This is a genomic window from Aquimarina brevivitae, from assembly GCF_004216895.1.
GTDB lineage: Bacteria > Bacteroidota > Bacteroidia > Flavobacteriales > Flavobacteriaceae > Aquimarina > Aquimarina brevivitae.
In genome coordinates, this window is sequence record NZ_SGXE01000001.1 from 1,388,237 (window position 1) to 1,404,567 (window position 16,331).

14 protein-coding genes are annotated in these 16,331 nt (G+C 34.4%); 11 read left to right on the top strand and 3 right to left on the bottom strand.

Annotation, left to right across the window (positions count from 1 at the left end):
- Positions 1 to 28 precede the first annotated feature (28 nt).
- The 7 genes from EV197_RS06000 (at position 29) to EV197_RS06030 (ending at position 9,742) form a co-directional block, all read left to right on the top strand.
- Entirely contained in the window at positions 29 to 1,687 is a 1,659-nt protein-coding gene (locus EV197_RS06000) for a BT_3928 family protein (RefSeq protein WP_130285819.1), read from the top strand.
- Between the two features lie 7 nt (positions 1,688 to 1,694).
- Positions 1,695 to 2,768, top strand: a complete 1,074-nt coding sequence (locus tag EV197_RS06005; protein ID WP_130285820.1) for an ABC transporter permease — start codon at positions 1,695 to 1,697, stop codon at positions 2,766 to 2,768.
- A 39-nt stretch (positions 2,769 to 2,807) separates the two neighbouring features.
- Positions 2,808 to 3,566: a triose-phosphate isomerase gene (tpiA, locus tag EV197_RS06010; protein WP_130285821.1), complete on the top strand. Its 759-nt coding sequence runs from the start codon at positions 2,808 to 2,810 to the stop codon at positions 3,564 to 3,566.
- A 92-nt stretch (positions 3,567 to 3,658) separates the two neighbouring features.
- Positions 3,659 to 4,492, top strand: coding sequence for a 50S ribosomal protein L11 methyltransferase (gene prmA / locus EV197_RS06015; RefSeq protein ID WP_130285822.1), 834 nt, complete (start codon positions 3,659 to 3,661; stop codon positions 4,490 to 4,492).
- Positions 4,493 to 4,550: 58 nt separating this feature from the next.
- On the top strand, positions 4,551 to 4,826 hold the full coding sequence (locus tag EV197_RS06020; protein WP_130285823.1) for an ATP-dependent Clp protease adaptor ClpS: 276 nt from the start codon (positions 4,551 to 4,553) through the stop codon (positions 4,824 to 4,826).
- Positions 4,827 to 5,320: 494 nt separating this feature from the next.
- Positions 5,321 to 6,193, top strand: coding sequence for a M57 family metalloprotease (locus tag EV197_RS06025; protein ID WP_130285824.1), 873 nt, complete (start codon positions 5,321 to 5,323; stop codon positions 6,191 to 6,193).
- Positions 6,194 to 6,397: 204 nt separating this feature from the next.
- Complete coding sequence (locus EV197_RS06030) at positions 6,398 to 9,742, top strand: T9SS type A sorting domain-containing protein (RefSeq protein WP_130285825.1); 3,345 nt, start codon at positions 6,398 to 6,400, stop codon at positions 9,740 to 9,742.
- A 110-nt stretch (positions 9,743 to 9,852) separates the two neighbouring features.
- Here the strand turns inward: EV197_RS06030 and EV197_RS06035 are convergent, their stop codons facing one another.
- Positions 9,853 to 10,212, bottom strand: a complete 360-nt coding sequence (locus tag EV197_RS06035) for a hypothetical protein (protein WP_130285826.1) — start codon at positions 10,210 to 10,212, stop codon at positions 9,853 to 9,855.
- A gap of 160 nt (positions 10,213 to 10,372) precedes the next feature.
- On the opposite strand from EV197_RS06035, the gene EV197_RS06040 reads away from it, so the two are divergent.
- From EV197_RS06040 to EV197_RS06055, 4 genes are read left to right on the top strand one after another with little or no spacing between them, the layout of a single operon-like run.
- Positions 10,373 to 11,059, top strand: coding sequence for a TetR/AcrR family transcriptional regulator (locus EV197_RS06040; protein WP_130285827.1), 687 nt, complete (start codon positions 10,373 to 10,375; stop codon positions 11,057 to 11,059).
- Positions 11,052 to 12,719: a peptidase domain-containing ABC transporter gene (locus tag EV197_RS06045; RefSeq protein ID WP_130285828.1), complete on the top strand. Its 1,668-nt coding sequence runs from the start codon at positions 11,052 to 11,054 to the stop codon at positions 12,717 to 12,719. Before EV197_RS06040 ends, EV197_RS06045 begins: the two co-directional genes overlap by 8 nt.
- Positions 12,720 to 12,727: 8 nt before the next feature.
- Positions 12,728 to 14,095 carry an HlyD family secretion protein gene (locus tag EV197_RS06050; protein ID WP_130285829.1) on the top strand — a complete coding sequence of 456 codons (1,368 nt, stop codon included), beginning with the start codon at positions 12,728 to 12,730 and terminating at the stop codon, positions 14,093 to 14,095.
- Between the two features lie 23 nt (positions 14,096 to 14,118).
- Positions 14,119 to 15,537, top strand: a complete 1,419-nt coding sequence (locus EV197_RS06055; RefSeq protein ID WP_130285830.1) for a TolC family protein — start codon at positions 14,119 to 14,121, stop codon at positions 15,535 to 15,537.
- An 85-nt stretch (positions 15,538 to 15,622) separates the two neighbouring features.
- Here the strand turns inward: EV197_RS06055 and EV197_RS06060 are convergent, their stop codons facing one another.
- Together EV197_RS06060 and EV197_RS06065 are read right to left on the bottom strand one after the other, a co-directional pair.
- Complete coding sequence (locus EV197_RS06060) at positions 15,623 to 15,979, bottom strand: hypothetical protein (RefSeq protein WP_207224190.1); 357 nt, start codon at positions 15,977 to 15,979, stop codon at positions 15,623 to 15,625.
- A 113-nt stretch (positions 15,980 to 16,092) separates the two neighbouring features.
- A complete protein-coding gene (locus EV197_RS06065) occupies positions 16,093 to 16,314 on the bottom strand; it encodes a hypothetical protein (RefSeq protein WP_130285832.1) in 222 nt (73 codons plus the stop codon).
- Positions 16,315 to 16,331: the final 17 nt, after the last annotated feature.

The following is a 16,331-nucleotide window of genomic DNA, read 5'->3' on the forward strand; positions in this document are numbered from 1 at the left end:
AATTTTTCTAATAATATTTAACCATCCTATGAAGATACTAGTTGGATTTTCAAGAATTTTTGTTGCAATTTTATTTATATTTTCAGGTTTTGTAAAATTGAATGACCCACTTGGTTTTTCTTACAAATTACAAGAATACTTCAGTGAGGGGGTATTGAATTTAGAGTTTTTGATTCCTTTTTCGCTTCTACTAGCAATATTCTTAGTGATCTTTGAAATTGTTTTAGGAGTTACTTTACTTTTGGGTTATTTGCAAAAGTTTACGTTATGGTCATTATTGTTGATGATTGTATTTTTTACTTTTCTCACATTTTACTCCGCATATTTTAATAAAGTTACCGATTGTGGTTGTTTTGGAGATGCCTTGCCATTAACTCCTTGGGAGTCTTTTACTAAGGATGTTATTTTACTAGTGCTGATTTTGATATTATTTGCGGGTAGAAAGTATATCACCCCTATAAAACCCGTAGCAATACATAAATATGTGGTATTCGTTGTTTTTTCAGCTTGTTTGGTATTTGGATATTATGTGTTAATGCACTTACCGGCAATTGATTTTAGAGCCTATAAAATTGGGGCTAATATTGAAAAAGGAATGGAAGTTCCACCGAATGCTCCCGAAGCTGTGTTTGAATACTCCTGGAAGTTTAAGGTTAATGGGGAAGAAAAAATTGTAACGACAAACGGCTCATATCCTGATGTTGACGGAGAATTTATTGGCGTGGAGACGACAACCATAAAAGAAGGATATGTACCTCCTATCCACGATTTTTCGATTACTTCATTAGATGGGCAGGATTATACAGATGAGTTTTTAGCCCAAAAGAATGTGATATTGGTAATTATGTATAACCTGGTTAAAAGTGAAGCAGAAGGTTTGCGAGCAATTAAAGAACCGATAGATAGAGCAATGGAATTGGGATATACGGTTATTGGATTAACGGCATCGTCAGAGGAAGATATAAAAGAAGTCAAAGATACATTCAATCTTAATTTTGACTTTTACACCACAGATGAAACAGCATTAAAGACAGTTATACGCTCCAATCCAGGTATTGTACAACTTAAGGAAGGTACGATAGTAGATAAGTTACATTGGAATGATGTTAATGAATTGGAACTGCAAAAAGTGGAACCAGCAAAGCCGCTACTTAATCAACGGTTAAAAGGACAGTTGGATAGCATCGTGTCTTTGGATCAAAAAGGGCGAAATGAAGATGAAATTTCGTGGGAAGAACAGCAAGTTATAGATAGCACCAATACTGTTTTTATTGAAAAGGTGTTTGATACCTATGGATACCCTGGTAAATCTTTGGTAGGTGAAGAGTCTAGTAGCGCAGCTTGGTTGGTGATCCAACATTCGGATAAGATCGACCAATATCTTCCATTGATAAAAGAAGCGGCAGAAAAGGATGAAATCCCTTTTCGACTTGCTGCAATGATGGAAGATCGGAGTTTGATGCAAAACAACAAAGAACAGATTTACGGTACTCAGGGAACTGTGATTACCACCAAAAATAATAAGACAGTACCTTTAATTTGGCCGATTAAAAATCCTGAAGATGTAAACGAAAGAAGAAATGCAGCAGGATTTGATAGTACCGTTGAGGAGTATTGTCAGGGGCTTTTAGGGGTGGAATACAAGGTCTATACACTGGAAGAAGTAAATAACATGAAGCAAAAATAACAAACGAATGATAGGTTACCTTTTGAGCAAAATAGGGTATGCATTATTAACCTTACTAGGGGTGATCACGGTAATTTTTTTGTTGTTTTCACTACTGCCTGGTGATCCGGCACAAATGATGTTGGGTCAAAATGAGTCTGAGGAACAAGTACGACAGGTAAAGGAGAAATACGGTTTTGATAAACCGTTGTCAAAACAATTTCAATATTACCTTAATGACCTATCTCCGGTTTCATTTCATAGTCAACAACTGGATGATTTTACCTATTATGCATCGAAAAAATACGGAGGTATTGTTTTATTTTCTGTTGGTAATCTTGAGATAGCTTTGAAAAAACCGTACTTAAGGGAATCCTTTCAAAAAAACGGTAAAGAAGTAAGTGAGGTTATTGCCGAGACATTACCCAATACTATTATTCTTGCAGTTACCGCAATTACCCTAGCAATTGTCATAGGATTATCTTTAGGCGTAGTCAGCGCACTAAAAAAAGACTCTTGGATTGATAAAACTATTCAGTTGGTAAGTACATTAGGGATGAGTGTACCTTCCTTTTTTAGTGCCATTATTTTTGCCTGGCTTTTTGGATATGTGTTACATCGTTATACTAACCTTAATATGACAGGGAGTTTGTATGAAGTGGATGATTTTGGGGAAGGTAAATATATCGCCTGGAAGAATTTAATTTTGCCTGCCGTGGTTTTAGGCATTAGACCCTTAGCCGTAGTAACACAATTAATGCGAAACTCCTTGCTAGAAGTTTTGGGGCAAGAGTATATAAGAACAGCAAAAGCAAAGGGGTTAGCAATGCTTCAGGTAATTCGAAGACACGCCCTTAGAAATAGTTTAAATCCTGTAGTTACCACAGTATCAGGTTGGTTTGCTTCTTTGTTAGCAGGAGCCGTTTTTGTGGAATATATTTTTGGATGGAATGGACTGGGTAAAGAAATTGTAGATGCGCTAAACACTTTGGATCTGCCTGTGATTATGGGCTCTGTGCTGGTTATAGCAACCATGTTTATCGTAATCAATATCTTTGTTGATATCATTTACGGAATATTAGACCCAAGAATTCGTGTGTAAACATATAAACTTTTTAACTAAACTTTTAACCAAAAACTAATGAGAAAAAATATCGTTGCCGGCAACTGGAAGATGAATAAAAACCTTACGGAAACAGGAGATTTAATCGGAGAACTAAAGCTAAAGCTTAAATCCTACACTGGTCATACCGAAGTGATCATCGCGCCAGCTTTCACCAATCTTTTTTACGCTTTTGAAGAACTCCGCCAAACTGCGATAAAGGTAGCGGCACAGAATATGCACCAAGAAAATAATGGAGCCTATACCGGCGAGGTATCCGCAGATATGTTGAAGAGTATTGGTATTGATACTGTAATTCTGGGGCACAGTGAACGTAGAGCTTATTTCAATGAAACAGATGCTATACTCGCCGAAAAAGTAAATGCAGCTTTAGAAAACGGAATGACTATTATTTTTTGTTTTGGTGAAAAGTTAGAAGAAAGAAAAAGTAATCAGCATTTTGAAGTCGTTGCTGAACAATTATCAAAGGCTTTATTTCACCTAAGCGAAGAACAATGGAAAAATTTGATTTTAGCTTATGAGCCTGTATGGGCTATCGGTACAGGAGAGACAGCAACTCCAGAGCAGGCTCAAGAAATGCATGCCTTTATTAGAAAACAAATAGCAGATCAGTATAGTGCCGATATGGCAAATGAAGTATCTATTTTATATGGTGGTAGCGTTAAGCCAAATAATGCGGCAGAGTTGTTTTCTAATCCAGATGTAGATGGTGGGTTAATAGGTGGAGCTTCCCTGGATTCTGAAAGCTTTGTTAGTATTGTGAATGCTTTTGAGTAAAAGAATAAATTAAGATAGTTAAGAAAAAGCACCTTTAACAGGTGCTTTTTTTAGTTAATACAGTATTTTTGTTACTAAATAAAAACAAACGAGTGAATACATATATAGGTTATTACTTTACTATTAGTCCTGTTAATCCCGGAGCAGAAATATTAATTGCAGAATTGGGTGAACTAGGCTTCGAAAGCTTTGTAGAAACGGACGATGGAGTGGAGGCATTTATACTCAAAGATCAGTGGAATGACACACTATTAGAAGATCTATTCATCCTCCAGTCGGGTGAATTTAGGGTAAACTATGAATATAAGGAGATAGAGCAGGTTAATTGGAATGAAGAATGGGAAAAGAATTTTAACCCATTAATCGTTGATGGTGTTTGCAGTATTAGAGCACCATTTCATGAAAAGCCAATAGTATCCTACGATATCATTATTGAGCCCAAGATGTCTTTTGGAACCGGGCATCACGCTACTACACATATGATGGTTCAGTATCTATTAGAGGCCAATTTGTCCGATACAAAAGTGTTAGATATGGGCTGTGGAACAGGGGTGTTAGCTATATTGGCAGAGTTCAAAGGAGCAAAAGCAATTGATGCTATAGACATTGATAATTGGTGTTATCTAAACACCAAAGAAAATATAGAACGTAATCATTGTCACAATATTACTGTATATGAAGGTGATGCTACCTTATTAAATGATAAGTTCTATGATGTCATCATTGCCAATATCAATAGAAATATTCTTTTAAAAGACATACCAACCTATGCCTCTTGTTTGCATACTGGTGGTAAGCTCTTACTGAGCGGTTTTTACATAGAAGACTTAGAAATGATAACGAAAAAATGTGCTGATAATGGATTAGAGTTTGTTTCTAATAAAATTAAAAGTAATTGGATTGCAGCGCTTTATGAGTTAAAATAATGTTGTGGTTGGAGCTGATTCCTAACATATTTAATATATTTGTAAAAATTGGATTACCATGAGTTTAAAAGAAAAAGCATTAGAAGAAGTACTAGAGAAAGCCCTAGATCAAAAAAATAATGAGATAGTGTTATACAACGATGATGTTAATACTTTTGATCATGTTATAGAAACCTTGGTCTCGGTCTGCGAGCATTCTCCGGTACAAGCTGAACAATGTGCGATATTAGTTCATTTTAAAGGTAAATGCACCGTAAAAACCGGAGCTTATGACGAATTGGTGCCTAAATGTTCTAAATTATTACAAGCAGGTTTAAGTGCAGAAATTGTATAAAAAGATAAATATTTGAAATAAAAATGCTCGCTTTCGCGAGTATTTTTTTTGTTAAAACACTAAACTAATGCTTGTTAGTTTGACAAAAAAAGAAGGAGTAGATTAATTTTAACACTTAAAATTCAAAAATTTATGATATGTAAGAAAAAGACTAATAATTTTTTACTGGTATCATATTAATATTTCTATTTATAAATTTATTAAATGCATTAATGCGTAGTCTTTTATTTCATTAGTCCTTTTTTCTTCGTGTCGTTTTTCGTCCGATTTTTGAGCATTTGATTTGATTTAAGGTTTTCACTTTTTTCAATTATGTGATTTAATTAAGAGGGTTTTAGGTGGCATTAAATTTTTGGGCGCGCTATTCTAAAAAAAAAATTTTATATTCATCCTCGATTTAGAGTTCAAAGCTTTAAATAATGTTATGAAAAGAGTATCTGGCTAACTACCACAAAAGCTCTTTAAAAAGTAACTACACAAACTCAACTTTTAAAATGAAAAAAATTAAATTATTAGCGCTTTGCGCTATCGCTGCAGGAGTAGTAACCTCTTGCCAAAAAGATGAAATTGCTGACGCAACAACAGAAGTTTCTTCATTAGATTTATCAAAAGCTCAAATAGAAGCCTTACACGAAGCCGGAGTTAATTCTTATGGTGCTCAATTAGGTAAAATGGAAACCATCGATGGTGTTACCAAAGATGTGGTTTACGTAGCAGATTATGCATTGGATTTACAAAAGCTCATGAATGGAGAATTTGCCCTCGGAACTGCTGAAGATGGACAAAAGCAGTATAGAACTAACAATTTAATTAGTTCTTCTAATAGTACTATTGATATCATTGGATATACTGGTTCTTGTTGTGCATTAACAAGTACAATGCAAACTGGTTTACAGTGGGCGGTAAACAACTATAATAGAATTAATACTAGATTAAATTTTAGATTAACTTTTGGAACCGATTACCAATCTAAAGATATGGTTGTGTATAACAACGGACAAGGTGGTGCCGGAGGACAAGCAGAATTTCCAAGTGGAGGTAGACCAGGAAAATTTATTCAAATTAACGCTGGTACTGGTTCTTTTGGTGGAAGTAATGTAAATAACGTAAATGAACACGTTATTGGTCACGAAATTGGACATGCAGTAGGTTTTAGACATACGGATTATGCTCGAAGAAGATGTGATGGAAGTAACGAGGGGACTGCTGGTTCTATCGGTGCTGTTCATATCCCTGGAACTCCAACTGCAAATCGTTGGGGACAAAGCGGCTTAGATACAAATTCTTTAATGATATCTTGTTTCGACGGAAGCGAAGATGGGGAATTTAGTAATTTTGATGTCGTAGCATTAGAGTTCCTATATTAAGAAGTATTAAAAAATAAAATAAGCTTTGAACATATCATTAAATCCCGGGTAACACCCGGGATTTTTTATTTCACTACTACATATTATTTAACAAAGTAATATGCTTTTTTTAAAAAAAATTAACAAAAGTTTTTAATTTACAACATTTTAGCAGATTTTCGTACTTGTAAAAAAATTCCCTTTTTTTGAATTTAATTTAATACTATGAAAAAACTTTTATTGCTGTTATGCATGTTTAGTACTGCTGTGGCTTTAGCACAGTATAATCCTAATGCTCCCTGGATGAAGACATTAGAAAATAAAAATAATAAGCCCTTAAAATTTGAAGAAATTGTAGATGCTTTCAATACATATTGGAAAGATAAAGACCATACTAAAAAAGGGTCTGGTTATAAACCGTTTAAAAGATGGGAGGCGTATTGGAAACATTTTGTAAAGGAGGATGGTACGTTACCTACTCCTCAAGAATTATATGCTACTCTAGAACAAAAACGTGCTTTAGAAGCTAAATTGGTAGATCAAAGTAATTGGCAATCTTTAGGTCCCTACGCACATACCAATACCGGATCTTGGTCATCAGGGCAAGGAAGAGTAAATGTTATTACTGTAGATCCTAACAATCAAAACGTAATATACGTAGGTGCACCTGCTGGAGGTATTTGGAAATCAACGGATGCGGGTACCACTTGGACTCCGTTATCTGATGAATTACTACAAATAGGAGTATCTGCAATTGCCATAGACAATAGAGACTCAAACGTTATCTATATTGGTACAGGAGATGATGATGGGGCTGATAGTTATAGTATTGGTGTGTTGAAATCAACTGACGGAGGACTTACCTGGAATTCAACAAATTTAACGTTTAGGGATAACTCTTCATTTATTAATGAAGTATATCTTGATCCGACAAATCAGGATAAAGTATTTGTATCTTCAAACAGAGGTTTTTATAAGTCAACAGATGGAGGAGCAAACTTTACCGTAACACTTAATCAAGATTTGGATGATATCAAATTGAAGCCTGGTGACTCTAATGTAATATATGCAGCAACTAATACTGATGTTTTTGTCTCTATTGATAATGGAGATTCATTTCAGTTAGCCGATACGGGGTTGCCGTCAATAAGTAGTAGGCTTGTTTTAGCTGTTTCCGCAGATGCGCCAAACAATGTCTACGTACTAAGTGCAGCTTCAGATAGAAGCTTTCAAGGGATTTTTAAATCTATAAATAGTGGAGGTAGTTATTCAAGGTTAGATGATGGAAGTTTAGATCTATTTGATGGATCTACGCAGGCCTGGTATGATTTAGCTTTGGAGGTATCAGATGTAAATAGCGACCAGATTTACCTAGGAACGGTAGATGTCTTTAGGTCAATCGATGGTGGGGTAAATTTTGAAAAATGGAATAGCTGGAGTAATCCTTCAGGTTCTACATACACCCACGCTGATATTCATATGATCCGCGAGTTTAATGGTAACCTATTTTTTGGTACTGATGGTGGTATTTATGAATTACCAGCAGGTTTAGCTTCCACGGTGGATCTTACAGAGGGTCTTGCTATTGGTCAGTTTTATAGAATTTCGGTTTCTAATCAAACCTCAAACAACATAATGGGCGGTTTGCAAGATAATGGAGGTTATGCGTATAGTGATAATAATTGGAAAAATTACTATGGAGCCGATGGAATGGATACAGCGATTGATCCTAATGACCCTAATAAGTATTATGGTTTTGTACAGAATGGAGGAGGATTATATTTTTCAAACGATGCAGGTGTAAGTTTGGCTGGCTCGATTAACGGTCCGGAACAAGGTAATTGGATAACTCCCTTGATTATGAATAAAGAAGGTGAATTATATGCAGGATATACCAGACTTTACAAATTAGAGTCTGGACAATTTCAAGTAGTTTCTCAAAATTTATTAGATAATATTGATGGTATTGCGGTAGATCCAATTGACAGTGATAACATGTATGTCTTTATAAATCGTGTTCTTAGAAAAAGTGTAGATAGGGGAGCAACCTTTACAGTTGCACATACTTTTAATGGAAATATTACCAGTTTAGCTGTAAGTAGTACAAATAATGAGGTGGTTTATGTTACTACAACAACAAATGTTTATAAATCAGTAAACGGAGGTGTTGATTTTGAAGATATCACTTTTAACCTACCTTTTGATACTAAATTAGTAGTTAAGCATCAGGGATTACATCCTGATAACCCAATTTTTGTAGGAACGAGTCTTGGGGTATACCGATTGGACGAAACTCAAAATACCTGGGAAACATTTGCAAATAACCTACCGAATACAGCAGTACGAGATATAGAAATTAATGAGTTAGATGGTAATATTACAATCGCTACTTATGGTCGTGGTGTTTGGAGGTCTGATATACCTGAAGTGCAGGCTGGTGTGGATATGGCAATGTTGTCTGGTGGTATCGGTCAAAGCCAAACTTTTGTATGTGGAAATGTTACTCCTAGGGTTACTTTGCAAAACAACGGTACAGCAACTATTACTGATTTTATAGTACGTTACGATTTAAATAATGCTTCTGTAGTAGAGCAGAGTTGGTCAGGTTCGCTTGCACCTAATGAAAATGTTGATGTTGTTTTTCCAACAATAACTTTAGATGAAATAGGGCAGCAAACCCTAAGTTTTTCTGTAGAAGCTGTAAATGATGCTTTTGTTGTAAATAATAGTAGAACTGCGAACTTTTTTGTGAATAAATCTGCTGACTTAGATGTCTTTGATTTTGAATCTCAAGATCAAGAGTTTGTAGTGCAAGGTGGATTGTGGGAAAGAGGAATTCCTACGGGTACGTTACTTAACGCTGCTAGCTCTGGTCAAAATGTATATGCTACTAATCTTAGTGGAAACTATTCAGATCAAACAAGGAGTTATTTGGTTTCTAGATGCTATGATTTAAGTGCAATCGAAAATCCAGTTTTAAAATTTGATATGGCTTTTGATATTGAGTTAGATTGGGATTTTGTTAATGTTGAATATACTTTGGATGGAGGAACGACCTGGCAAATCCTAGGTCAATTTGGAGATCCATCTTGGTATAATAGTGAAACCTTACCAGGAAATAATTGTAGAAATTGTCCAGGAGCACAATGGACAGGTGCTGATACTACCTTAAAAGAGTATAGTTATGATTTGGTTAGTTTAACCAATGAAACCAGTTTTATCTTTAGGTTTAATTTTGTTAGTGATCAATCGGTAAATAATGAAGGTGTAGTCATTGATGATGTAAGGATAGAAGGGAATTCATTAAGTATTGATGATTTTGAAAATCAAATTGCTTTTGTAGTGTATCCTAATCCTTCAAAAGATATATTCAATATACAATGGCGAAATGCTTCTACGGTTAAATATTCAGTTTATGATATTACCGGAAAATTGGTTTTGAAAAAAGATGATTTAGATCTCTCAGATCAGGAGACACAGATTGACCTTTCTTCATTTACTAAAGGTGTATATTTTCTTAAAATAGCATTGGATAGCAAGGAAAGCAATGTCAAGTTATTAAAGCGTTAATAATTAGATCTAAAAAAATCCCGGGCAGCACCCGGGATTTTTTAATTTTTATGGCTAACTCTACTATTTGTAAATTATAAATAGACTAGAGGTTTAACTTATGGAGAATACTATTTAGTAACCTCATTAGATTCAATAGCCTTTTCATAATGGATCGTAAGTGTTCTTAAGCTATTCAAAAACGTTCCGCCATCCTTTCTTTTAACTGTTACGACTGTATTTCCATCATTCGCTGAGTTTATTTCAGTTACTACTACTTTAGTTCCGGGTAAAGACTTAAAATTTAGAATCCCCCCTTTTTTCAATATAAAATTGTTTTTAGGAAAATTAATATAAGCATAGTTATTAGAGGAGGGCGAAGCAAGAGTAAGCTCTTCACCTACCTTTATATCCTGGTCAGATATAGCTGAGAACGAAACGCTTAGGCATAATACAAAAGCCATAAAATTGAAGAAAACAAATTTTTTCATACCAATAAATATTAATTATTAAACATTCACCTCTATTTATTGCAAATTTAATAATTACGTTAAAACCCATTAAAACATTGGGGTTAAATAAAAGTTAAACTATTGTAGTTCGATAGTATTACTATTACATTTGTGAGCATTATTCTAAATCGTTAGTGTCGTGAAGGATTTAATAGGAGATCTTAAGGTTAAGATTAATGAGAAGGTTTTTATAAAAGACCCGGAGTCATCAGACTTGGGTAAAAGAATTATAGAAACCAGTATCATTTTAATTGATGAAATTGGCTTTGAAAGCTTTACGTTTAAAAAGCTTGGTGCCAAGATAGGCTCTAATGAAAGCTCTATTTACCGATATTTTGAAAATAAACATATGTTGTTACTGTATTTAACTTCTTGGTATTGGGGCTGGTTGGAATATAAGTTGGTTTTCGCAACACATAGCATTTCTGATCCAATTAATAAGTTAAAGACTGCGATTCAAATTGTAACAGAGCCTATAGAACAAGATAATGCCTTTTCGTACATCAACGAAGTGCTTCTAAATAAAATTGTGATTAACGAATACTCTAAATCGTATTTAACCAAAAAGGTGGATAAAGAAAATAAGGAAGGGTATTTTTCAAAATACAAACGTTTAGTGAATAGAATAAGTGATATGATAAAAGAAGTAGATATAAGCTATAATTTCCCTGCAAGTTTGGCGAGTACAATTGTGGAGGGAGCGCTTCATCAACATTTTTTAGTAGAGCATTTTGAATCATTGACGAATTGTAATGATACAGTTTCCCCTTCAGATTATTTTGTAGACTTGGCTTTTAAATCCTTAAACAATACTTCTAATGAGTAAATCAATTTTAACCGCTTGGCAGAGATTAATAGGATTGTTAGAGTTAGATAAAAAGGATATTTTTCAAACCTTTTATTATGCAATTTTTGCTGGATTTGTAAATCTATCTTTACCACTAGGTATACAAGCAATTATAAACTTAATTCAAGGAGCACAGATTAGTACTTCTTGGATCATACTGGTCATCTTAGTGACCCTTGGTGTTGCTTTTGTGGGGGTTCTACAGCTTATGCAAATTAGAATAATTGAAAATGTTCAGCAAAAGATTTTTACGAGGGCTTCTTTTGAATTTTCATATCGCTTTCCGAAAATAAAAATGAGTGAGTTACGTAATTATTACCCTCCAGAGCTTGCAAACCGCTTTTTTGATACGCTTACCGCACAGAAATCCTTAGCTAAAATTTTAGTGGATTTTCCAACAGCGCTTTTGCAAATTATTTTTGGGTTAACCTTACTATCATTCTACCATCCATTTTTTATAATTTATGGTTTGCTATTGCTGTTATTGATATATATCGTTTTTAAATATACGGCACAGCGTGGTATGGAAACCAGTCTTAAAGAATCTAAAAGTAAGTATAAGGTAGCACATTGGATACAAGAAGTGGCCAGAACAATAGTAAGTTTTAAGCTTTCGGGTAAAACTAATCATGCTGTTTCTAAAAATGACTCCTTGGTGTCAGAATATCTTGATGCTAGGGAAAGCCACTTTAAAGTCTTGATCATTCAGTTTATACAAATGATTGGTTTTAAAGTTTTGGTTACGGCAGGTTTATTACTTATCGGTGGTATTTTAGTGTTAAACCAAGAAATGAATATTGGTCAATTTGTAGCTGCTGAAATTATCATCGTATTAGTCATCGGGTCCGTGGAAAAGTTAATTTTAGGATTAGAATCCTTTTATGATGTGTTAACTTCTTTAGAAAAGCTGGGGCAAGTTGTAGACAAAGAATTAGAACCACAAGAGGGAGAAAAACCATTTCAAGAAAATGAGGGTTTCGAGGTAGAATTAAAAGATGTTTCATTCGAGCCATTTAATGAAGGTAAATTAATCTTAGATAAGATTAGTTTTACGATTACTCCTACTTGCACCATATTAATTAATGGGCCTAATGGATCTGGTAAAACCACATTATTACGTACCATAGCAGGTTTAATTGAGCCAACATCCGGTAACATATTTATCAATAATATCAATTTAAGAGGGATTAATCTTAATTATTATCGATCGCATCTTGGTCAATCTTTGACCGAAGAATCTCCTTTTGAAGGCACTTTAAGAGAAAATATTACATTTGGAAATCCTGATATTTCTACAGAACAAGTAATGTGGGCTATTGAAAAAATGGGTTTAACAGATTTTGTGAAACAGCAACCAAATGGATTACAAACTATAATATATCCTGAGGGGCAACAAATCCCATATACGGTGTCTAAGAAGATTGTATTGGCACGTAGTATAGTACGTAAACCTAGATTGTTAATTCTTAAAGATCCTTTGGATCAATTTAATGAACCCGAAGTTTCAAGAATCATAGATTTTTTAACCGATCCTGCTAATCCTTGGGCTTTAGTTGTAGTCAGCCAAAACCCGAAATGGATTGAACGTTGTAGTAGAACAATTACAATAAATGAAGGAAGAATTGTTAATGATAAATAAGTGTATCAATGCTGAATATTGGAAGTAGTAAATTGAATAAAACAGTGGATCTTTCTGGATATACTGCGTATAAAAAAGTGATGCATAAGGGAGATCATAAGAAATTTTCGAGATTTTTAGGAGCGTTTGCTATTATGTCGATAATCATCTTATTTCTTCCGTGGACACAGAATATTTCGGGTTCAGGTTATGTTACTACCTTGACTCCAGATCAAAGACCTCAAACCATACAATCACCAATACCAGGTAAGATTGAAAAGTGGTATGTAAGAGAAGGAGATTTTGTGACCAAAGGGGATACGATACTTTTTATATCCGAAATTAAAAATGAATATTTTGATCCCAAATTAGTAGAACGTACTGGGCAACAAATTCAATCTAAAAATTTTGCTTTAAATTCTTATAAAGGAAAAGTAAATGCACTAAATGCTCAAATACAAGCCTTGAAAAACGAGCGGGTCTTAAAGTTAGAACAGGCTAAAAATAAATTGATGCAGGCTAATCTTAAGGTAAAAAGCGACAGTATTGATTTAGAAGCAGCTAAAACTAATTTAACCATTGCCGAGCGGCAGTTTAATCGTATACAGCAATTAGAGAAAGAGGGCTTAAAGTCACTTACTGAAGTTGAAGGGAAACGGTTGAAACTACAAGAAACACAGGCTAAATTGATATCTCAAGAAAATAAACTTTTAGCAAGTAAGAACGAAGTTATCAATGCACGGGTAGAATTAAATAGAGTTCAGGCGGAATATACGGATAAGGTATCCAAAGCCCAAAGCGATATGTTCACCGCACAATCCAGTCAATACGACGCAGAAGCGCAGGTTACCAAGTTAGAAAATGAGTATACCAATTACGAGATGCGGAACGATTTATATTATATCAGAGCACCTCAGAGCGGTTATATCAATAAGGCGATAAAGGCAGGTATCGGAGAAACCTTTAAGGAGGGAGAGGAATTAGTTGGGATAATGCCTTCAAAATATGATTTAGCCGTAGAGACCTTTGTAGAGCCAATCGATTTACCTTTGGTACACCTTGGCGAAGAGGTAAGAATTCAGTTTGATGGTTGGCCGGCAATTGTTTTTAGTGGTTGGCCTAATGTATCCTATGGTACTTATGGTGGCAAAGTGGTGGCAATTGAAACCTTTATTAGTAAAAACGGTAAATATCGAATATTACTCGCGCCGGATGAAAATGATCATCCCTGGCCTACGGATATTAGAGTAGGATCTGGAGCAATGACCATTGCCTTATTAGAAGATGTACCTATTTGGTTTGAGCTATGGAGACAGCTTAATGGCTTTCCTCCTAATTATTATAATCCAGAGTCCACCTCTTCAAAAGGAAATATTAATAAACCAGAAAAAAAGTAGTTTACGTCTTAAGAAAAAAGTAAATGAGGATAGTTAGTATCAAAATAGTATGGTTTTGTTTCTTTTTTAATTCCCTGTCAGGTACCAGTCAAACGGTTCAGGATACGCTGGTAATGAATTTTAAAGAATATCTAGGTTATGTAAAGAAATATCATCCTGTTGCCAAACAAGCAAATTTGGTACTTAATAATGCAGAGGCTAATTTATTAAAATCAAGAGGGGGTTTTGACCCCAAGCTGGAAGTCGATTACAGTCAAAAGGAATTTAAAGAAACGGAGTATTATGATATTTTGAACGCTACGTTTAAAATCCCAACATGGTTTGGAATAGAACTTAAAGGTAAATTTGAACAAAATGAAGGCGTTTATCTAAATCCCGAAAGAACAGTACCAGACGATGGGTTGTATAGTGCAGGTATATCCGTACCTGTAGCTCAAGGGCTGTTAATCAATGATAGAATGGCTACGTTAAAAAAGGCCAAAGCTTTTGAAGGGCAATCACAAGCGGATAGAGATTTATTAATTAACGATATTCTTTTTGAAGCAAGTTTAGCATATTTCAATTGGTTAAAAGCCTATCAGGAACGTATGTTATTTAGTGATTTTGTAGATAATGCGTTTCAACGTTTTCAGGGTGTAAAAAGAAGTGCTGAAGCAGGGGACAAAGCAATCATTGATACCGTTGAAGCTAAAATAGCGTATCAAAATAGAAATTTAAGTTTAGTGCAAGCAGATTTAGACCTCACTAAAGCGCGTTTAGAACTGTCGAACTATTTATGGTTAGGTAATAATATACCGGTAGAATTAAGAGCATCAGTGATACCTGATGTAGCATTAGAGAATTATATTGATCAGGCTTTGCAGATCAACGGACGATTATTAAGTGATTTTGATCAAGAAAACCATCCTAAGCTGAGGTCACTAGGTTTTAAAATAGAAGGTTTAGAAATCGATAAGCGGCTTAAAGCTAATAAATTATTGCCTTATATTGGGTTGGAATATAATTTCTTGACGGAGACTCCAGATGTCACTGATTCATTCAATACCGCTAATTATAAAGCAGGTCTTACGTTCAATTTCCCTTTATTTTTAAGAAAAGAGCGCGGGGATCTTCGATTGGCTAAAAATAAATTACAAGACGTAGAGTATGAGCGGTTAAGTACTGCATTACAACTAAAAAATAAGGTATTAGCCGTCTACGCGGAAGTTGAATCGTTACAGGATCAAAATGATCTCATTACTAATATTGTACAGGATTATGTGGCACTGTTGAATGCTGAAACCCGAAAATTTAGTTTTGGGGAAAGTTCAGTGTTTTTAATTAACTCTAGAGAAAAAAGTCTCATAGATGCGCGCTTAAAAAATATTCAGGTACAAATTAAATGGCTCGAGGCTAAGGCAAAACTTTTCAAAACCTTAGCGATTAATCCTACGGACTTGTGATACTAATAGGTAGAAAGTGCATTTATAAAAATTCTAGTAATTCTCGTCTAGGCTATCTATAACCTGTTTTATACAGCATAAGCCACTATAGATCGATAGCATCGATATGTGGATGATTTTCATCGTACTGTACTTTTTGTTGATTTAACTTTTGCATAAACGAAGAATTCTTTTCAAGAAATTTATCATTTTTAAAAAGTACGTATTTACCCTGTCCGTGGATGTTAAGTGTCGGTAAATTATAGATATAAAGTTGATAAAATGGAATTGCCCATACAAAATACTGTAAACCTTTATTTACGCGTATCACGATACCTCTTGGTCGTAGTTCAATATGACCGTATTGAGCATTATGTGTTGCAAAATAACTTTTTAAGTTTGGGCTAACTTCTTGTATGGTCAGTTTTTTGGAACGTATTCCTTTTAGCCTTATTTTTTGCAAAAGTGAGTACCGCTTGCCTACTAATTCATTTAAACTTTTTGATTTTTTTCTTTTCGTAAGTAACGAATCAATAATCATACAGTTGCTAAATTAGAAGACTTTCGCTCCATACCCTATACGGTAGGCTTTCCTTTCAGCCTTTTTTCAATTTTTTGTTTTTTTACGGTAATTCGCTTCATTAGATCCATTAATTCCGGATCATTATTTTTTTTGTAGATTTTATTAATGTCTAAAACTAACTGCTTAGCCTCTCGTGATGCAGAAACTCTGTCACTTGTAGACATATTACTCATTTTTCTATTCTCGAATTCTAATGCTTTAGAGATTAATTCCATAAAGTTTTGTCTAAATA